Here is an 18483-nt window from a genome sequence, read left to right on the forward strand (position 1 = left end):
GATATGATGTGGTCGTAGACGACCGAATTTCATAATGTTTACCACTAGGGGAGTCGCGTGACGCGGCTGAGATGGACGAGGTCCAGACCCTTTGAACCTGATCTAGTTCACGCTAGCGTAGGGAAGTGGGCGAACCGATTGTTTTCGTACACTTTGTGTAAATCCGACGCCGCTTCCGTTATGGGAGGCGGCGTCTTTTTTGATCACAAAGGAGGAGAAAACATGACATTCACCGCACATCTACGACAAGAGGCCGAGACCTTGTTTCAAGCCAGCTTTGACCATCCGTTCGTCCGCGAGCTCGGAACGGGTGAACTCGACGAGGCGAAGTTTCGGCATTACGTCATGCAAGACTCGTATTATTTGAATCAGTTCTCGAAAGTACAGGCGAAAGGCGCGACCCTCGCCCCGAACATGGAAGTGGCGAGCCGCTTTTTGACGCACGCGCTCCATACCATCGAAGCAGAGCATGCGCTGCATCGTGAGTTTTTCACGTTGCTCGACGTGACGGACGCAGAGTGGGCGACGTTCGAGCCGGCTCCGACGGCTTACGCCTATGCGCTCCATATGCAACATGCCGGTCCAACGCTCGGTGATGTGCTCGCAGCAATTTTGCCGTGCTATTGGGTTTATTACGAGATTGGCGAACGCATGAAAGACGCGACACCCGATCATCCGATTTATGCGACGTGGATTGCGACGTACGGGTCGGAATGGTTCCGCGACCTCGTCGAGGAACAGATTGAACGACTCGACGTGCTCGCCGGACAAGCGACAGCGGAAGAACGCTTTCGGTATCAACAGTTGTTCTTGAAGAGTTGTTATTATGAACATGCGTTTTGGGAGATGGCGTGGACGCTCGAGTCGTGGGATTTACCGGCGGGGGTGACACGATGAAGCGCGACTTATGGGACAAAGTCAGAGCCGAACGGCCACTCATCCACAACATCACGAATATCGTCGTCGCCAACTTTTCAGCGAACGGGTTGCTCGCCATCGGGGCGGCCCCGGTCATGGCGTCCGCGGTCGAAGAAGTGGCCGAGATGGCGTCTTTAAGCGATGCGCTCGTGCTCAATATCGGTACACTCGATGCAATGACGGAACGTACGATGATTCGAGCCGGACAGGCGGCGAATCAAGCAGGTCGTCCAGTCGTCTTCGATCCGGTTGGTGTCGGGGCGACCTCATTTCGGCGCGACGTCGCCGAGGCGATTCTGCAATCTGTCCGTGCGACGGTCATCCGAGGCAATGCCGGAGAAATCGCGACATTGATTGGTCTCGACGCGGCGACGCGCGGCGTGGACGCTGGGGAAACGCGGGTTGATTTGAATCACATCGCGCGCGCGGCGGCACGACGCTACACCTGTGTCGTTGCCGTGACCGGAGAGACGGATGTCGTCAGCGATGGGGACGCGACGATTGAAATCAAAGGCGGCACTGGCGCGATGGCCCGGACGACAGGGACCGGTTGTTTACTCAGTGCGGTCGTCGGTGCGTTCCTTGCGGTCGAACGGGATGCGGTTACGGCCACGGCGACAGCGCTCGCCGGATATGCCCGGTGCGGCGAACTGGCTACCGCTTTGGCGGACGGACCGGGCGACTTCCCCGTTCATTTCTTGAATGAACTCGGCAAGATGACGGCCGTCGAGTTGCCGAGCGACCGTATTGAGGTGGTGTTATGATGCGGCCGCAAGTATTGACGATTGCGGGTTCGGACTCTGGCGGGGGAGCGGGAATCCAAGCTGATTTGAAGACGTTTCAAGAGCTCGGCGTGTTCGGGACGAGCGTTCTGACGGCCGTCACCGCTCAAAACACTCGTGGGGTGCATGGGGTCGAAGCAGTGTCGCCGGAACTCGTCACGCAACAACTCGATGCAATCGGTTCGGACTTTTCGATCGCAGCATGTAAGACCGGGATGTTATTTGATGCGTCGCGCATCGAGGCGGTCGCTACCGGGGTGAAACGTCATGTCTTCAACCGACTCGTCGTCGACCCGGTCATGATTGCGAAAGGAGGGGCTCCGCTTTTACAGGACACGGCGGTCGATGCGCTCAAGACCTTCTTGTTGCCACTCGCGACAGTCGTCACGCCGAACGTGCCGGAAGCGGAAGTGCTGACCGGTTTGACGATTCGATCGTTTAATGATCGTCTCGAGGCGGCTCGGCGGATGTTAGCGTACGGTGTGCGCGCGGTTATTTTAAAAGGCGGCCATCTCGAAGGTGAAACTGCCGAAGACTTGATCATGACGGAGTCAGAAGTGTTCCTCCTCTCGGCCCCGCGCATCCAGACGAGCGATACACACGGAACAGGTTGTACATTTTCGGCGGCGCTTACAGCGGAACTTGCCAAAGGTCGTTCCATCATGGAGGCGGCGGTGACGGCGAAGCGGTTCATTCAAAGCGCCATCACCCATGGCCTCGAGATCGGCGCCGGACACGGACCGACGAACCATTGGGCATATGTGGCGTATGGAGAGGAGGGCGTGACGATTGAATCCATCAAGGCGGGCACTCGCTGAACAGTTACGGCTTTACTTCGTATGCGGGACACCGAACACGAAAGACATGCTCCAGACGGTAGAAACGGCACTCCAATGTGGCGTGACATGTTTTCAATTTCGTGAAAAAGGTAAAGAGGCACTGTATGGGGATAAAAAAGAAGCGATGGCAAGGACCCTGCAAGCACTTTGTCGTTCGTATGACGTCCCGTTCATCATCAACGACGATGTTGAATTGGCGGCGCGCATTGATGCGGACGGCGTGCATATCGGACAAGACGATGCCGAGGCCGCAATCGTTCGGGAGCGGATTGGTCCAGATAAGTGGCTCGGTGTCTCGGTCCACACGCTCGAAGAAGCGGCAGCAGCCATCGAGCATGCGGATTATGTAGGCATTGGCCCAATTTACCCGACGACTTCGAAAGAAGATGCCGGGGCAGTGAACGGGACGACACTCATCCGGCAAGTCCGAGACATGTATCGAGAGCTGCCAATCGTGGGGATTGGCGGCATTTTACCGGAACATGTCCCGATGATTCGGAACGACGGGGCGGACGGCGTCGCCGTCATCTCAGCCATCGCTTCTGCACCGGATGTGGCCATAGCCACACGGCGTTTCGCTTGTCTCTGAATTCAAATCGAGGAGGAAGACAGATGAACGTATTTGTAATAGGCGCGAATGGACAGATTGGAAAACAGCTCGTGGAACGATTGCACGAGGAAGGGAAACACCAAGTCACGGCGATGGTTCGAAAACAAGAGCAACTCGATGACTTCACGTCAAAAGGCTATCAGGCCGTCCTAGGCGACCTCGAAGGTGACGTCTCGTCACTTGAACAAGCAATGTCTGGCATGGACGTGGTCGTCTTCGCAGCCGGTTCAGGTGGTAGCACCGGAGCCGACAAGACGCTGTTAATCGACCTTGACGGCGCGGCGAAAAGCATCGAGGCTGCCAAGAACGGGAATGTAAACCAGTTCGTCATGGTCAGCGCCTTGAAGGCGGAAGATCGTTCGGCATGGCCGGAAGAGATGAAACCATACTATGTCGCGAAGCATCATGCCGATCGTTTGCTCGAGGAGAGCGGACTGACGTATACGATCGTTCGTCCGGGCGCTCTCACGGACGACGCTGGCACGGGCAAAGTGAAGACGGGCGACGTCTCAACGGGTGAGATTCCACGTGCAGACGTGGCGGCCTTCTTGGCCCACCTCATCGGTCATGACGCGGCCTACAATCAAGCGATTGACCTCGTCAAAGGCGACACGGCAATCGAAGACACGTTATGAAAAGAGATGACGACTGCGAGCGGACTTGGTTCCGCTCGCTTTTTGTATGGATGTGTCCGCGCACTCGAGAAAGGATTCGCTTCGACCGATAGAGAAAGTAAGAGATGGATTTGTTTGAAGAAAGGGGTCTATCCGTGACCACACTATTTCTCTATATGGCCGTTTACTTGCTTCCGGCTTTCTTATTGAGCCACCTTGCCCTTGATGTTTTGCTCCGGAACCCTCGCCAAGTCGAGCATCGACTGCTCAGCCTGTTCGTATTTGGCTACGCGATGTTGTTCTTGGGCGAGTTTGGACGACATCTGTCCCCAATTGAAGCCAGTCCCGCCTTCGTCACCTATTGGTTCGGCAACGCTGGCATTTTGATTTTTGTGTGTTCCGTCCACTTCATTGTCAAAGTGACGGGCGTCGGGGCGAAGTTACCGAGATGGATTTATCCGTATGCCATTTATTTGCCGCTCGTCCCGGTCGCCTTGACGTTCATCCGTCAAGAGAACATCTTGAACAGTCAGCGTTTCGACCAAGTCGGTGTCTGAATTTATCCTGAGTTCAACGCGTCTTATTTGACGACGATGACCGTCGGTAACGTGTTTCATTTTCTTGTGATTCTATTATTGATGTATGCCCTTAAGCGGTCCGAGCGCTTCGAGCATCAGCGTGTCCTGCGCATGCTCATTTGGACGGCCGTCGCCGTTCTTGTCTGGGACATCGTCTTCGGATACGTCCAGCTCCGCGGAATCATGCCGCCTTACGCGTATATGTACGGTGGGCTTGTCTGGGCGGTCGCTCTCGTCGTCGCGATGAATCGACTTGATTTCCTAGCGTCTTACGTCAAACGGTATGGCACGCTCTATAACTTGAACCCGTCGGCGATTCTGCTCGTCGATGATCAGGGAGAGATTGAGAGTGCGAATCCGGCCGCGCGCACATTGTTTCATACGGTCCGTGTCGTCAATGAACGTTTTGTCGATTTGTTGCCCGAGAAAAAGCGGGACGAATGGAGTGCGCATTACGACCAACATTTCCATGCGCAAAAAAAGTTTCTCGAGTTCGAGACGAAGATTCAGACAAAATCGGGACAAGAACGGTACGTCGTCATCGATGGTGATTTCGTCTATATCGATCAAAAAATACACGGCATGATTTTGATTCGAGACGTCCATTCGTTCAAAGAAGCCGAACAGTCGATTCGCTTCTTCGCCTATCATGACCCGCTCACGAAACTCGCGAACCGTCGGGCGTTTTATGAGCAGGCCGACCAGGCATTACTGCAAGCGGACACGGTCGCGCTTGTCCTCATTGACCTCGACGGCTTTAAAGGAATCAACGACACGTACGGCCACCAAGTCGGCGATGATTTTCTCATTCATCTCGGTGAGTTGCTTGAGATGGCGACGCCGGAAGCGGGACTGGCCTCGCGCGTCGGCGGGGATGAGTTCTATATGTATGTGCCGAACGTCGATGCAGATGACATCGTTGCGTTCGTCGAGCGCTTGCAGTTGCTGCTGACGGAGCGGCCGTTCCGGCTCGGACGGGAGACGATTCCGATTCGAGCGAGCATCGGGGTCAGTGTCGCACCGGATCAAGGGGCGGACTTGGACACGCTCATTCATAAAGCTGATCAGGCGATGTATCAAATCAAGCAACACGGTAAAAACGACTATGCGATTTATGACGAAGTGTTACATGGACCGAAATAACGGGAACGAGAATGAAGATGGCAATTTGATAGAGGAGGAGACAATATGACTGAAAAACCGTTAGTGACGATGCGAGCCGAAGGGGAAGCGACGAGTGTGAAGACGACGGTGCATGTGCGTGACCTCGAACCGTTCGTCGTCGATGAACCGGAACGTCTCGGCGGGACGGACGCCGGTCCGAATCCGCTCGAATATTTGCTCGGGGCGTTGTCGTCGTGTACGACAATCATGATTGCCTACGTGGCGCAAGACCAAGATTTCAACTATGACGGGGTGACGTTCGTGACCGAAGGAACGCTCGACCCGCGCGGCTTCCAAGGCGTTGAAGGAGTACGGACGTATTTTGAGAAAGTACACGTCAACATCGTCCTCGATACGACCGAATCGGATGAACGGATTGCGGCGCTCCAAAAAGGCGTTGAGGCTCGTTGTCCAATCCACAATTTAATGCATGCGGCCGACGTCGACATCACGGCGACGTGGACACGGAAGTGAGGATGGGGCGACCCATCCTTTTTTGATGTAGACAGGAATGTTTGCCGACGAGCACGAACAAAAAGAGACGTGAGAAAGGAGGTTGTCATGGACATTCGCCCGATGACACAGCAAGACGCCCGCGCGATTCAAGCGTGGACGTACGAGGCACCGTATGATTTCTATAACCAAGAAGCTTCAGCGGAAGGGCTGGATGAACTGATGGCGTATCAGGCCGTCCATGACGAGGCGTTGATCGGTTTCTATTGTCTCGGCACGTACGCACAAGTGCCGAACGATACATACGTCTACGATGACACATGCGTCGACCTCGGGCTCGGCATGCATCCGGACCGAACGGGGCAGGGAAACGGCCGTGCGTTCGTCCAGTTGGTGATGCAAGAAGCGGCGCGCGAAGGCAAACCGCTCCGGTTGACGGTGGCCGCGTTCAACGAGCGGGCGATCCATCTCTATGAGCGGCTGGGATTTCAACAGGTCACTTCGTTTGAAAAAGGGTCGACCCGTTTTCTCGTCATGACCCGGTAATCATCCGTACTGTTTCTGGTGGGCTTTCTTTCGCTTCAAATAGTCTTCATCTGCTCGAAGTTGGTCCCATCGTTCCTTGAAGATGCGGGCCGATTCCGCCTTTTCTTCATCGATTTGTCGGTCGTGGATGTCGCCGTCGTCCTTATATTTTCGTCCGCCTTTATAGTTGGCGTAACGTCTCGCCCGGGTATAGCCCATCTGGATGAATTTGCGGGCCATATCCATTCCGACGAAATCATCGTTGGCCCGGTATTTTTCGAACAGCTCCATAATCTCATCAGCGGACTGTTTGGCGATATCTGGCGTCTTGAAACGCCAATGGGGGAGAATCTCACTTTTATACGGTTCGACGAGTAGGACGCCTTGTTCACCTCGTCCGACCCGATACAGCTCCGGTTGTTTACGGAAATCAATCGTTTCAAAATCTAAATCATAATCAAACGGCATCGTCATCCCTCCTCATGGACTCATTCCCGGAACGAATCCGAGGGAAACGACAGAAAGGAAGAACAAGATGATTCAACTTGATACAGACCGGCTCCAGTTGCGGGCGTTTCAACTCGAGGACGCTGAACAGATGTTTCGATACGCGCAAGACGAGCGGGTCGGACCAAAAGCAGGATGGGCGCCGCACCAATCGGTCGAAGAGACGCGTGACGTCATCCGGCTGTTCCAACAAGACCAAGACGTCTGGGCCATCACGTTAAAAGAGACGGGTGAAGTCATCGGCAGTCTTGGGTTGCACGACCGCCGGCCGGACCCTGAGATTCAGCATGACCGGCAACGCGAGATCGGGTATGTCCTCAGCCCGGACCATTGGGGGCAAGGGTACATCCCGGAGGCCGTTCATGAAGTGATGCGTCACGGTTTTGACGACCTCGACCTCGAGCGCATCTGGTGCGGTCATTTCGACTTCAACGACCAGTCGCGCCGTGTCGTCGAAAAGACAGGATTCACATACGTGTTCACGACATCCCAACAGTTGACGCGCTTAGATGGGCGCACTGTGCAGAGCCTCATTTATGTCGTGACGAAAGAGGAGTACGAACGTGTTAAAGCGTGAAGAAAAGCCAACGTGTCGATTTGCGACGCGCTGGCTTTTATTTATGCGTGCTCGACAGGTTGGAGCGCTTGAACGACTTCGTCTTTGATCGTGACGCCGTTCGCTTCAAGTTCAGCGATTTTATCGGCGAACTGCGGCAAGTAATCTTTATGGGCGATGAGCAGTTCATCGAGCACCCGTTTCGCGGTCTCGCCGCTCGGGATAAGCGGATTGATGATGAACGCTTGAAGGGCGAGCCCGTAGTCACCGGTCACGGCCGCTTCTTCGACGCACAGCTCCATGTTCTTCATAACTTGGAGCCATCCTTTTTCAGCGGGGGCGAGCGCGCCGAACGCGATTGGTTTCGCACCGGTCGCACCGATATAGGCCGATACTTCGACGACATCGTCTGGTGCGAGATCAGGGACGGCCCCGTTGTTCTTCGTCGAGACGACGATATGTGTGTTCTTATTGGCGTAAATCGAGGCGATTGTCTCACACGCCGCATCCGAGTAGTGGGCACCGCCGCGTTTAGACAGTTGCTCCGGTTTATGGTCGAGGTTCGGGTCTTTATACAGCTCGAACAGCTCGGCTTCCGTCTGCTTCACTTGCTCAGCCCGCGTGCCGACGGCCGGGTCCCGATATTCCTCGAGCATGTGGGCGAGCATCTCTTCGGCACGATAGTAGTATCGGTGATAGCCGCAAGGAATCAAATTCATCTGTTGCAGTTGTTCTTTGAAGAACGGCATGTCATGAATATTGGCGGGGATGCCGGAATCACCGTCATACATCTTGTCGATGATGTCGCGCGTGACGTCTTGACCATGCACGTCATGAACCCGGTGCCAGTGGAAGTGGTTCAATCCGGCGAACGAGTAAATCAATTCTTCCGGTTTCTTGCCGATTAGTTCCGGTTCTGCCATCATCGCATTGACCGGCACGTTGCACAGTCCGATGACTTTGTCCCATTTGCCGTAACGGATGACCGCGTCGGTCACCATTCCGCTCGGGTTCGTGAAGTTGACGAGCCAGGCGTCCGGACAGAGCTGTTTCATGTCTTCGACGATATCGAGGATGACAGGAATGGTACGGAACGCCTTCAAGATACCGCCGGCCCCGTTCGTCTCTTGGCCGACCATACCGTACGAGAGCGGAATCCGTTCGTCTTTGATGCGGGCGTCGAGCAAACCGACACGGAACTGTGTCGTGACAAAGTCGGCATCTTGTAACGCTTCTCGACGATCGAGCGTCAGATGTACTTTGACGTCATACGGAGAAGCGTCCCACATCCGTTGCGCCATCTGTCCGACGATGTCGAGTTTGTCTTTCCCGGCCTCGATATCGACGAGCCAAATCTCACGAATCGGTAACTCTTCGTAACGCTTGATGAACCCCTCCATCAATTCGGGTGTGTAGCTGCTGCCGCCCCCGATGGTGACGAGCTTGATTCCCGTTGTCATTCCAATCTCCTCCTCATATGTTCACAAAATAGTCTCAGATGTGTAAATGAATATCAGCGCTGAATGTATCTTCTCATTTCTCATTCAGTATAAAATATAGAAAAATGAACACAATAGATTTACAGACAACTCCGAAAGCGTTTACAAAAAGAAACATATAGACATTTATTTTTGTGAATTCAATTCACGAGAGGAGACCGGACATGCTATTGACCGAGAAAATGAAGCAAGACCTGTTCTCTAAATCAGAACGGGCCGTCATCGACTATTTGTTCGTCGAGCGGGAGCGGATCCACGACAAGACGATGAAACAAATCGCCGAGGCGACGTATACACACCCATCGATGTTAAGTCGCATCGCCACGAAACTGGAGTTTGCGGGTTGGCTCGAGTTGAAGGAACAGTTTTTGGAGGAAATCGAGTATTTGAATCGTCACTTCTCGGATATCGATGCCAATGAGCCATTCTCACCCAAGGACAACTTGATGGTCGTGGCGAACAAGCTGGCGGCGCTCAAGCAGATGACGATTGAGGATACGCTGTCGTTGCTCGATCACGAGGCGTTCGAGCAGGCCGTAACGATGTTGTGTGAGGCGCGGCACATCAAAGTCTTTTCTGTCATCCATAATTTGTTGCTCTGTCACGACTTCAAGTCAAAGATGAACCGAATCGGCAAGCAAGTCAGTCTCTGCGAATTCGACGCCGAGTTCGAAGCGGCCAACTCGGACGAAACGACGTGTGCGCTCCTGATCTCCTATACGGGAGAAAGTGATTATACGGTCGGACTTATTCCTTACTTAAAGAAACAACGTGTGCCGGTGCTCGCCTTGACGAGTCTAGGGGAGAATGCCATCTCGAACCAGGCGGATTGTACGCTCCGTTTGACGACCCGTGAGCGCCTCTATTCGAAAATCGGGAGCTTCACGACGAACGATTCGATTCATTGCCTGCTCGACCTGTTGTACGCTGGTGTGTTCTCGACAGACTATGAGGCGAACATGGCTTACAAAGTGCAAATCTCGAAACGGTTCGACCATCGTAAAAGTTCGAGTGAGGTCATGCAAGAAGAAGAGCATCCGTTCACGTGAACGGATGCTCTTTGCGGCGTACATATACGAGATAGCTGATGAAGAAGACGAGACCAAGCAATGTCATCGCCGTTGTGATCTTAAAGAAGGGCGGCCGATACGTCAGTTCGACCTCGTTTCGTCCTTGATCGAGCTGGATCGCACTGAACGCATAGTTGGCCTGTAAGACGTCACGGGCTTCTCCGTTGACGGAAGCGCGCCACCCGCGTTCAAATGGGACGGGGAGAACAGCATACGTTCCTGGCTCGGCATCCTCGATGGTGAAGTCAAGGTCGGGACCATCCCAGGTGAAGGGGATATCAGGACGCTGATTCGTCTCTTGAATCATGTTGGTGAGCGTCGTATAATCTTCCCACTCGACGGTCACATTTTCGAGTGCATACGTGCCTTCGGGAAGACGTAACGGGATGCGCTCGGACATCGGTGTGCGGAGCGTCATCGATGTGAGGTCGGTCCGGTAAATCGACGCCTCAGGTTTACGTGTTGTCCGGTACCCACCTAGTTTGATGAAGAACCCGTCGCCCTCCAGCTTTCGAATGTCGAAGGAGACGTACAAGTCTCCCGTTGCCGTCGGCGGGATGTCCGGAATCAAGTCGATGCCACCGTCGTCCGTTGTGACGCGGAGCGTCTCAGCCTCAAGTGCGGCGTCGGTAGCCTCCATCGTAAAGTTGATCGATTGGGCCGGTAGTGGTGCTTCGTCGCCATCCTCTAAAATGACGCCGGTCAACATCGCTTGCTCGCGCGTTAACATCGAGGCGTTTTCCAGAGCATCTTGACGATATGTGGACGTCGTCGTCCGGACGAACGGGAGACGCGTCTCGCTTTCATAGACAGCATACCGGTCACTCTCGGCGAGCAAGGTAAAACCGTATGGTGCTTCACTCGCCACGTTGGTATGGCGCATCCAGTACGGACTCGATAATAAGTGATGCAGGTTGGCGCGATTGCCGAGCGAGCCGTATCGGCTTACGCTCTCCCGTCCCATATCGATTTCAAGGTCGCGCCAATAGAGCGTCAACAGGTTCCCGTTCAATATGCTCGAGTACAAGCTCGTCCCGAGAAACGACTGGACGATTGGTGTGTTGTTGCGCAAAGGGACCATCCAATCGAGTCGTTCGAGCGGAGCGGCATCGTCTTGTACGAGCGCAACAAGTTCACGTTGTTCGGCGCTGTCGTAATCGGAACTGTTCACGAATGACTCGTTCGTCTTAACGATGGCTTGATCGTAAAGCACGAGTTTCGTATAGCCGTTAAAGACGATGAGGCATGAGGCGAGAATGATGTATGGCGCGAGGAGGGGTTTCCACCAAAGCGACGCTACCGAGACGAGCATCAATCCAAAGATGACGAGACCGATAGGCCATGTCACATTCCCGAACAGACCGAACAGGAGATAGAACACTATTGTGCCTATAGCGGCAGTAAGGAACGCATTCCTTTCAAACCGCCAATGCGATAAACCGACAGCTACCGCACCACCGATTGTAAAGCTCGCAAGATATTCCCAGCGATATTGCGGGGCCGAGAACCCGTTGAAGAAACTTCCGACGTGTGGGCTGAAATGGAGTACCGTGAATAAAAGGCTCATCGTTGCAAAGAGACGAAACGCCGTCTGACGATAGAGTGGGCGATAAAGCGCGAATAGGATGAAGACGGCCGGAATGATGAACAGGGGGCTATCGTACAAAATGTTATCGAATCGCACCAGGTCAATCTCGTGCTCGAAAGACGGTCGCTCATTTTGCAGAAATCCATACGTCGCCGGAATGAATGCGAAAGCGCTAAGGAGCAACGCGAGCACACCAGAACCAACATAAAACATCCACTGTTGCCGGCGTTTAAGACGGTCTTCCGGGAAGTGAATGAACTGGCGGAACACGACGTAGACAAAGACGAAAACCAAATTGATGTACGCGAAATAAAAGTTGTTGACGAGCATGAGTGCGCTGATAGCGATAAAGAGATCGGCACGGCCGAGCCGGATGATGCGTTCGAGTCCGATGACAAGGAGTGGAACCCAAAGGAAGGCGTCCGCGAAAAACTCCCAAAATGTCACATGGCGGATGTATATAACGGACACGCCGTATAGGACTGCGCCGATGAAGGCGTGAGATGTTCTGACGTGGAACAGCCGATACGCATATGTCGCAAACAATAGGACGGCGGCGAGACGGATGACACTCACGAAGAGGGTGAGCTGTAACCAAAGTTCGAGGTCCGGCGTGACGAGTCCGAGCACGTCGAACAAGGAAACGACTGCGACCGTAAGCCAAAAGACGACGGACGTCGCATAATAATAAGCGAGTTGGGTGATGGTCCCGCCACCGAATCCGAAGTCTTCGGCATAGACAAGGTTGCCTTTATGGAACGTTTCATATAAAAAATGTTTGAACGGTACCATCTGGGACAATCCATCGTTCGGGCCGGCGACATACCCGCCTTGTGATTGATAATAGATGAGAAAGGCATGCGCAATGATGGACACGACCAGTGCTGCAACGATAAGCCATACGTTCTTCATATAGCGGTATGCCCTTGTTTCAAAATTTTGCTCGTGACGATAAATGTCGCTGGGACGGCGATGAAGATGGCGAACAATGGGGCAATCGATGTCGACATACCGAACTGTTCGACGAGCAGATAGATACAGATGGTCGTGACCGTGAAGTTGACGACTTGTGTCAGCGGGAACTGCAAAAATTTGCGTAGCGTCGGTTTGACCTGAAACGTGAAATAGCTGTTCAAAAAGAAAGAGGCGACCATGCTGAGCGTGAACGCCACCACATGAGAGACCCCATAGCCGACTTTCCATAAGTGATGAAACAGCATGTAAATCGTATAGTAATTGAGGGTGTTAATTCCCCCGATGACGATGAATTTTATAAACTCTGCCTTTCTTTTGTTCATTCACACTCTTCCTTTGCATATTAGTTTCTTGAATCAAATAAGCGGGACGTTGTTTCGTCTCGAAATAGATGCGCCCCACATATTCGCCGATAATCCCGAGACTGACGAGTTGAATCCCGCCGAGCAAAAGGATTGCCGAGATGAGGGTGAAATATCCTGGGGTCTCGACACCGTCTTGAATAATTCCGAACAAAGTGAACAAAATATAAAGCATCGACAGTACCAAAATCGATACGCCCGTGTAAAAACAAAAACGGAGCGGTTTTGAGTTAAAGGAAATCAAACCGTCGACGCCATAGTTGAATAGCTGATTGAATGACCATTTCGTCTCACCATTTTGGCGTAAAACGTTCTTGTAGGTGACAACTTTTTGTTCCATCCCGATCCAGGAGAACAATCCTTTCGAGAAGCGTTGATTCTCGTTCATGCGCAATAGTGCGTCGATGGCTTCCCGGCTGAGGAGACGGAAATCACCGACTCCGTCTTCAAGTTCGACATCGACGATTTTATTAATTAATTTGTAATACGTTTGAGCGGCGATTTTTCGGATACCACTCTCCCCGGTGCGGTCGCGTTTAGCAATAACTTGATCATAACCTTCCTCGTAACCAACCACCATTTGCTTAATCAAAGCGGATGGGTGTTGAAGATCCGTGTCCATGATGATGGCCGCATCACCGGTTACGTGTTGCAGGCCGGCGAGGATAGCGGCTTCTTTTCCAAAATTTCGTGAGAAAGAGACATAACGCGCTTCGGGATGGCGTTTCGCCAATCGTTTGATTGCACCGAGTGTATCGTCTGAACTCGCATCGTTAATGAACACAATTTCATAGTCGTAAGAAATCCCCTCAAATTGTTCTCGAATCGCTTCAAAGACGAGTGGAATGTTTTTTTCTTCGTTATAGGCAGGGAGAATAAATGAGATTACTTTCATGAAGAAACCACTCCTTTTTACATAATGAGAACAGTATCCCTGTTCCCTCTCTAAGCCGGATTCAAGCCTTTCCCCATGTTTCCCTCAAAAAAACATCCACCCGGTTTTCCGGATGGATGTCAAATTAGTCGAGCGAACGCAAGAGCGCGCGCACCGGACTGCCGTCACCTTTGACGATCGGGAGCGGCACGGCGTTCAATTCGTAATCACCAGGGGCGATATGGTCGAGGACGAGTCCTTCGAGAATGTGGACCCCGTTGCGGGCGAGCGCGTGGTGCGCCGCCATCTCTTTACTGTCGATCGCGTCGACCGAAGGCAAATCGAGACCGATCAAGTAAATCCCAAGTTCGCCGAGACGGTCGGCAAGTGAAGGCGTGAGTTCAGGGATGTGGCTCGGGAATTCCTGCTTGTTCGGCCAGCCGTCGGTCTTGAGAATCAACCGTTCGACGCCGGTCAAGTCAAAACCGTCCAAGTCCGTCGCTTCGATTCGTTCGTGTCCAGGGAGATGAATGACCCGGGCCGGACCGATATAGAGCCCGGGATCGAGATCGATGACGCGCTGTCCGGCGTCCTCGAAATGGAACGGGGCATCGATATGCGTTCCAGTATGCAGGCTCATCGTCACTTTCCCGACGTTGACCGAACCGCTATCGGCCATCGGCCACGCGATCTCGTAACGGAACGCCGTGTCGCCTGGCCATGTCGTGATCGTGTCTTCGAGCGGTTGCGAAACATCAATCCATGTCATCGTGTTCGTCCTCCTTACAGTTTTGTCCGGACAGTCCAAAGTTCAGGGAAGAAACGGTGGTCGAGGACGCGGCGCAAGTAATTGACGCCTGACGATCCACCCGTCCCCATCTTTTGACCGATAATCCGTTCGACGGTGCTCATATGGTTGAAGCGCCACATCTGCTGCTGGCTGCCGATATCGAGCAGTTTCTCGCCGAGCTCATACAAGTCCCAGTACTTGTTCACATCGCGATATACTTCGACCCAAGCTGCTTCGACGCTCTCGTTCCATTCCCAGTCTTTCGTGACGTCCCGGTTGAGCACGGTGTCATCGATGGCGAGACCACGGCGATGCATTTCGCGAACGGTCATGTCATAGATGCTCGGTGCCTGTAGCGACGACTCGAGAAGCGGATATAGCTTCTCATCATGGGCGTACACACTGAGTGTGCGCGCGTTCTTAAAGCCGAGGGCGAACTCGATTTGGCGGTTCTGGTACGATTGGAAGCCAGAAGACGAACCGAGTTTGTCGCGGAACTCCAAATACTCGGCCGGAGTCAACGTCGCGAGGACGCTCCACGACTGGATGAGCTGTTGTTGAATCTTCGAGACACGGGCGAGCATCTTGAACGAACGCTCGAGCTCTCCCGTCTCGATGGCGGTCACGGCCGCCGTCAGTTCATGCAAAATCAATTTCATCCAGAGCTCACTCGTCTGATGGATGATGATGAACAGCATCTCGTCATGATGATCCGATAAGCGGTGCTGACTCGATAAAATCGGGTCGAGTTGTAAATAGTCACCGTATGACATGTCTTTTGAAAAGTCTGTCTGAATCGATTGCTCGACTTTATGTTCAATCCGTTCACTCATATCGATTCTCCTTAGGCCACGACTTCGCGGACGTTCTCGAACGCCTCGTATTCTTTGTTTTCCATAATTGTCTGTAACGTCATCACGACATCATACACATCGGTGAACGTGTTGTAGAGCGCGACCGGTGCGAGTCGGATGATGTTCGGGGCCCGGAAATCCGGAATGACGCGATGTTGTTTGAGCGCTTTACAGATGCGGGCCGCCTCCGGATGCTCGAGGCTCAAATGTGCACCGCGTTGCGTCTCGTTGCGCGGGCTGCCGATGACGAATCCGTATGGGGCGAGCACCTCGTCAATCAATGCAGTCATATACGTCGTCAAAGCGAGCGATTTCTCACGGATGGCGTCCATCCCGATTTCATTGAACATCTCGAGGGCACCAAGTTGCGGGGCCAGACTCAAGACGTGCGGTGTCCCGATTTGGAACGCTCCTGCGTCATCGGCCGGCGTCATCGTGTGATCCATATCGAACTGTTTATCTTTGCGTGAACCGAACCAACCGGCCAGGCCAGGTGTCGTCCCGAAATGACGTTCATGGACGAACAGGCCGCCGACACTGCCCGGTCCGCCGTTCAAATGTTTATAGTTGCACCAGTAGGCGAAGTCGACGCCCCAGTCGTGGAATGCGTGCGGGATGGCGCCGACCGAATGGCAGGCGTCAAAGCCGATCAAGATATCCCGTTCATGCGCCGCCATGGCGAGACGGGCCATATCGAGAATTTGTCCGCTGCGATAGAGGACGGTCGGCAAGACGATCAAAGCGATCTCGTCCGTCATCGCTGCGATGATGTCTTCTTCCTTCAAATAGCGTCCGTCCGGGCTCGAGACTTGAACCAAATGTTCGCTCGGGGCGAGTCCACGGAGCTCGAGTTGACTCTTCAAGGCGTAGATGTCAGATGGGAAGGTGAGCGTGTCGGCTAAAATCTTCGTCCGCTTGCCTTCCGGTTTAAAGAATGAGGCGACGAGTTGGTGCAAGTTGACCGTCGTCGACCCGGTGACCATCACTTCCTCGGCTCTGGCTCCGACGAGCGGGGCGTTAAGTGCGGCCAATTGTTCTGACAAGTTGAACCATGGGTGGCGTCCCGACATCCAGCCATCAATCCCGAGCTCTTTCCAATCGCTCAGTGAATCGAGTAACGTCCGTTCGGCCCGTTTCGATAACAGGCCGAGCGAGTTACCGTCCATATAAATACCGTCTTGCGGCAAATAAAATTCTCCCCGGTATGGTGCGAGCGAGTCGCTGGCGTCGCGTGTTTCCGCGTACGCCCGTGTGAAATCTTGAGCCATAGCGTTTCCCCCTTTGACTTGCGTGTCATGCTGACAAAAGCGTAGCAATCGCCTTTGCACGTGTCAATATGAAGGAACGCATCCCCAAAAGAAAAGGCCGCCTTTGAGGCGACCCTAATTCCTATTTGATTTTACGGACATTTTCTTTGCGTAATAGACTGAACAGCGTGTACACCATCAGAATCAAGATGACGGTGAACGGGAGGGCGGAGATGAGTGAAGCGGTCTGCAATCCCTCGAGCCCGCTCGCGATCAATAGAACGGCGGCGATTCCGCCGAGCAAAATGCCCCAAACGATTCGGACAGTGAGCGGTGGATGCAAACTACCATTCGTCGTCATACTGCTGATGATGTACGTCGCCGAATCGGCTGACGTGATCAAGAAAGTAAGAATCAACAGAATCGACAAGACGGATAAAATAAAGCTGAACGGCAATTCGGCGAACGTGACGAATAAGGCACTCGTCACATCGGCATCGACCGCTTGCGCAATCGATGTTCCTTCGAATAAGTCGAGGTGAAGGGCCGTTCCGCCGAACACGGCAATCCATAAGAGCGCGATGAACGGTGGCACGATGAGCACCCCGACGATAAACTCACGAATCGTTCGGCCACGTGAGACGCGGGCGACGAATGCACCGACGAACGGCGACCAAGCGATGGCCCATGCCCAGTAGAAGATGGTCCAATCACGCACCCACGTCCCTTGCTGGTACGGCTGCAAACGAAGACTGTAGCGGATAAAGTTCTGTAAATAATCCCCTAACCCGAGGGTGAACGTCTCTAAAATAAAGATGGTCGGGCCGGCAAAGAACACGAATACCATCAATACGAGCGCGGTCCCGAGGTTGATATTACTGAGCCATTTGATGCCGCGGTCGAGACCGGTCGTCGTCGAAGTCAAAAACAAGACGGTCAAAACAACGATAATCAATACTTGGACGAGCGCTGTGTTCGGCAACCCGAAGACACTGTTCAAACCACCGTTGATTTGGAGCACACCGAGACCGAGTGACGTGGCGACACCCATGACGGTCGCGATGACGGCTAAAATATCAATCGTTTGATTGAGCGGCTGTTTATAAGCCCGGTCTTTAATGAGCGGAGACAGACTCGTCGAAATAAGGCCGTCCGCATTTCGGCGGAACTGGAAATACGCGATAATCAAGCCGACGATGGCGAAGACGGACCATTGGCTGACGCCCCAATGGAAGAAGGAATATGCCATGGCCAATCGAGCTCCTTCGACGGTCAGCTCGGTCGTATCCGCATACGGAGGGGTGATGAAATGGCTCATCGGTTCGGCAACGCCCCAAAAGACGAGTCCGACCCCGAAACCAGCGGAGAACAGCATCCCGATCCAAGTAAAGAACGGGTATTGCGGACGGTCCTGGTCCGTCCCGAGCCGAATCTTCCCGTATTTACTGAACGCGAGGAAGACGAGGAAGACGACGAACAAGAAGACGGCGAGTAAGTAAAACCAACCGAACGAGCGAGTCGTGAAGTTGAAGATGTTCCCGGCAATCGTCGCGAACAACGTCGGACGAATCGCACCAAACAGGACGAGGAGAGCGATGAGACTCGCCGAAATGTAGAACACGCGATTCAAGCGTGGCTTTTCAGGTGAAGTGTTCATGAGGACTCCTTTCCAAACGCA

The 18483-nt window shown here is 53.4% G+C and carries 20 protein-coding genes and 1 riboswitch; of the genes, 11 read left to right on the forward strand and 9 right to left on the reverse strand.

Features of this window, described 5'->3' with window-relative positions:
* Nucleotides 1-36 precede the first annotated feature (36 nt).
* A riboswitch (TPP riboswitch) is annotated at nucleotides 37-141 on the forward strand.
* An 81-nt stretch (nucleotides 142-222) separates the two neighbouring features.
* From tenA to KNP67_RS04220, 9 genes are all read left to right on the forward strand, one after another.
* Complete coding sequence (tenA, locus tag KNP67_RS04185; protein ID WP_214755983.1) at nucleotides 223-897, forward strand: thiaminase II; 675 nt, start codon at nucleotides 223-225, stop codon at nucleotides 895-897.
* Nucleotides 894-1682 (forward strand): hydroxyethylthiazole kinase, encoded by a 789-nt coding sequence (gene thiM / locus KNP67_RS04190; protein WP_214755984.1) that lies wholly within the window; start codon nucleotides 894-896, stop codon nucleotides 1680-1682. Before tenA ends, thiM begins: the two co-directional genes overlap by 4 nt.
* Nucleotides 1682-2518, forward strand: a complete 837-nt coding sequence (thiD, locus tag KNP67_RS04195) for a bifunctional hydroxymethylpyrimidine kinase/phosphomethylpyrimidine kinase (protein WP_214755985.1) — start codon at nucleotides 1682-1684, stop codon at nucleotides 2516-2518. Before thiM ends, thiD begins: the two co-directional genes overlap by 1 nt.
* Nucleotides 2490-3128, forward strand: a complete 639-nt coding sequence (gene thiE, locus KNP67_RS04200) for a thiamine phosphate synthase (protein ID WP_214755986.1) — start codon at nucleotides 2490-2492, stop codon at nucleotides 3126-3128. The genes thiD and thiE overlap by 29 nt, the downstream gene beginning before the upstream one ends.
* A 23-nt stretch (nucleotides 3129-3151) precedes the next feature.
* A complete protein-coding gene (locus KNP67_RS04205) occupies nucleotides 3152-3784 on the forward strand; it encodes an SDR family oxidoreductase (RefSeq protein WP_214755987.1) in 633 nt (210 codons plus the stop codon).
* Nucleotides 3785-3918: 134 nt separating this feature from the next.
* Nucleotides 3919-4320: a hypothetical protein gene (locus tag KNP67_RS15355; protein WP_251130785.1), complete on the forward strand. Its 402-nt coding sequence runs from the start codon at nucleotides 3919-3921 to the stop codon at nucleotides 4318-4320.
* A gap of 66 nt (nucleotides 4321-4386) precedes the next feature.
* On the forward strand, nucleotides 4387-5484 hold the full coding sequence (locus KNP67_RS15360) for a diguanylate cyclase domain-containing protein (RefSeq protein WP_353048244.1): 1098 nt from the start codon (nucleotides 4387-4389) through the stop codon (nucleotides 5482-5484).
* A 45-nt stretch (nucleotides 5485-5529) separates the two neighbouring features.
* The gene (locus KNP67_RS04215; protein ID WP_021065934.1) at nucleotides 5530-5979 is read left to right on the forward strand and encodes an OsmC family protein; all 450 of its coding nucleotides are present in this window, start codon (nucleotides 5530-5532) and stop codon (nucleotides 5977-5979) included.
* A gap of 87 nt (nucleotides 5980-6066) precedes the next feature.
* On the forward strand, nucleotides 6067-6504 hold the full coding sequence (locus KNP67_RS04220; RefSeq protein WP_214755988.1) for a GNAT family N-acetyltransferase: 438 nt from the start codon (nucleotides 6067-6069) through the stop codon (nucleotides 6502-6504).
* On the opposite strand, the gene KNP67_RS04225 is transcribed toward KNP67_RS04220, so the two are convergent.
* Complete coding sequence (locus KNP67_RS04225) at nucleotides 6505-6951, reverse strand: DUF4385 domain-containing protein (protein WP_021065936.1); 447 nt, start codon at nucleotides 6949-6951, stop codon at nucleotides 6505-6507.
* A gap of 67 nt (nucleotides 6952-7018) precedes the next feature.
* On the opposite strand from KNP67_RS04225, the gene KNP67_RS04230 reads away from it, so the two are divergent.
* On the forward strand, nucleotides 7019-7567 hold the full coding sequence (locus tag KNP67_RS04230; RefSeq protein WP_214755989.1) for a GNAT family N-acetyltransferase: 549 nt from the start codon (nucleotides 7019-7021) through the stop codon (nucleotides 7565-7567).
* A gap of 41 nt (nucleotides 7568-7608) precedes the next feature.
* On the opposite strand, the gene KNP67_RS04235 is transcribed toward KNP67_RS04230, so the two are convergent.
* Nucleotides 7609-9006 (reverse strand): 6-phospho-beta-glucosidase, encoded by a 1398-nt coding sequence (locus KNP67_RS04235; protein ID WP_214755990.1) that lies wholly within the window; start codon nucleotides 9004-9006, stop codon nucleotides 7609-7611.
* Nucleotides 9007-9209: 203 nt separating this feature from the next.
* Between KNP67_RS04235 and KNP67_RS04240 the strand changes: the two genes are divergently transcribed.
* Complete coding sequence (locus KNP67_RS04240) at nucleotides 9210-10094, forward strand: MurR/RpiR family transcriptional regulator (RefSeq protein WP_214755991.1); 885 nt, start codon at nucleotides 9210-9212, stop codon at nucleotides 10092-10094.
* Here the strand turns inward: KNP67_RS04240 and KNP67_RS04245 are convergent.
* The 7 genes from KNP67_RS04245 to KNP67_RS04275 form a co-directional block, all read right to left on the reverse strand.
* A complete protein-coding gene (locus KNP67_RS04245) occupies nucleotides 10087-12615 on the reverse strand; it encodes a YfhO family protein (RefSeq protein ID WP_214755992.1) in 2529 nt (842 codons plus the stop codon). The genes KNP67_RS04240 and KNP67_RS04245 overlap by 8 nt on opposite strands.
* Entirely contained in the window at nucleotides 12612-13001 is a 390-nt protein-coding gene (locus KNP67_RS04250) for a GtrA family protein (protein WP_214755993.1), read from the reverse strand. The genes KNP67_RS04245 and KNP67_RS04250 overlap by 4 nt, the downstream gene beginning before the upstream one ends.
* Complete coding sequence (locus KNP67_RS04255; protein WP_214755994.1) at nucleotides 12949-13935, reverse strand: glycosyltransferase family 2 protein; 987 nt, start codon at nucleotides 13933-13935, stop codon at nucleotides 12949-12951. Before KNP67_RS04255 ends, KNP67_RS04250 begins: the two co-directional genes overlap by 53 nt.
* A 124-nt stretch (nucleotides 13936-14059) precedes the next feature.
* Nucleotides 14060-14683, reverse strand: a complete 624-nt coding sequence (gene kynB / locus KNP67_RS04260) for an arylformamidase (protein ID WP_138858641.1) — start codon at nucleotides 14681-14683, stop codon at nucleotides 14060-14062.
* 14 nt (nucleotides 14684-14697) lie between these two features.
* Nucleotides 14698-15537 (reverse strand): tryptophan 2,3-dioxygenase, encoded by an 840-nt coding sequence (kynA, locus tag KNP67_RS04265; protein ID WP_214755995.1) that lies wholly within the window; start codon nucleotides 15535-15537, stop codon nucleotides 14698-14700.
* Between the two features lie 11 nt (nucleotides 15538-15548).
* Entirely contained in the window at nucleotides 15549-16826 is a 1278-nt protein-coding gene (kynU, locus tag KNP67_RS04270; protein WP_214755996.1) for a kynureninase, read from the reverse strand.
* Between the two features lie 121 nt (nucleotides 16827-16947).
* The gene (locus KNP67_RS04275) at nucleotides 16948-18462 is read right to left on the reverse strand and encodes a BCCT family transporter (RefSeq protein ID WP_214755997.1); all 1515 of its coding nucleotides are present in this window, start codon (nucleotides 18460-18462) and stop codon (nucleotides 16948-16950) included.
* Between the last annotated feature and the right edge of the window lie 21 nt (nucleotides 18463-18483).

Origin of the sequence: Exiguobacterium sp. s157 (genome assembly GCF_018618205.1) — a bacterium.
GTDB lineage: Bacteria > Bacillota > Bacilli > Exiguobacteriales > Exiguobacteriaceae > Exiguobacterium > Exiguobacterium chiriqhucha.

What these genes read in the sequence shown, in the direction of transcription:
- KNP67_RS04220 (WP_214755988.1), top strand. Translation starts at nt 6,067, where the DNA reads ATGGACATTCGCCCGATGACACAGCAAGACGCCCGCGCGATTCAAGCG.
- KNP67_RS04230 (WP_214755989.1), top strand. Translation starts at nt 7,019, where the DNA reads ATGATTCAACTTGATACAGACCGGCTCCAGTTGCGGGCGTTTCAACTC.
- KNP67_RS04225 (WP_021065936.1), bottom strand. Translation starts at nt 6,951, where the DNA reads ATGCCGTTTGATTATGATTTAGATTTTGAAACGATTGATTTCCGTAAA.
- thiD (WP_214755985.1), top strand. Translation starts at nt 1,682, where the DNA reads ATGCGGCCGCAAGTATTGACGATTGCGGGTTCGGACTCTGGCGGGGGA.
- KNP67_RS04245 (WP_214755992.1), bottom strand. Translation starts at nt 12,615, where the DNA reads ATGAAGAACGTATGGCTTATCGTTGCAGCACTGGTCGTGTCCATCATT.
- KNP67_RS04250 (WP_214755993.1), bottom strand. Translation starts at nt 13,001, where the DNA reads ATGAACAAAAGAAAGGCAGAGTTTATAAAATTCATCGTCATCGGGGGA.
- KNP67_RS04205 (WP_214755987.1), top strand. Translation starts at nt 3,152, where the DNA reads ATGAACGTATTTGTAATAGGCGCGAATGGACAGATTGGAAAACAGCTC.
- thiM (WP_214755984.1), top strand. Translation starts at nt 894, where the DNA reads ATGAAGCGCGACTTATGGGACAAAGTCAGAGCCGAACGGCCACTCATC.
- KNP67_RS04275 (WP_214755997.1), bottom strand. Translation starts at nt 18,462, where the DNA reads ATGAACACTTCACCTGAAAAGCCACGCTTGAATCGCGTGTTCTACATT.
- tenA (WP_214755983.1), top strand. Translation starts at nt 223, where the DNA reads ATGACATTCACCGCACATCTACGACAAGAGGCCGAGACCTTGTTTCAA.
- KNP67_RS04255 (WP_214755994.1), bottom strand. Translation starts at nt 13,935, where the DNA reads ATGAAAGTAATCTCATTTATTCTCCCTGCCTATAACGAAGAAAAAAAC.
- KNP67_RS04240 (WP_214755991.1), top strand. Translation starts at nt 9,210, where the DNA reads ATGCTATTGACCGAGAAAATGAAGCAAGACCTGTTCTCTAAATCAGAA.
- kynU (WP_214755996.1), bottom strand. Translation starts at nt 16,826, where the DNA reads ATGGCTCAAGATTTCACACGGGCGTACGCGGAAACACGCGACGCCAGC.
- kynA (WP_214755995.1), bottom strand. Translation starts at nt 15,537, where the DNA reads ATGAGTGAACGGATTGAACATAAAGTCGAGCAATCGATTCAGACAGAC.
- KNP67_RS04235 (WP_214755990.1), bottom strand. Translation starts at nt 9,006, where the DNA reads ATGACAACGGGAATCAAGCTCGTCACCATCGGGGGCGGCAGCAGCTAC.
- kynB (WP_138858641.1), bottom strand. Translation starts at nt 14,683, where the DNA reads ATGACATGGATTGATGTTTCGCAACCGCTCGAAGACACGATCACGACA.
- KNP67_RS04215 (WP_021065934.1), top strand. Translation starts at nt 5,530, where the DNA reads ATGACTGAAAAACCGTTAGTGACGATGCGAGCCGAAGGGGAAGCGACG.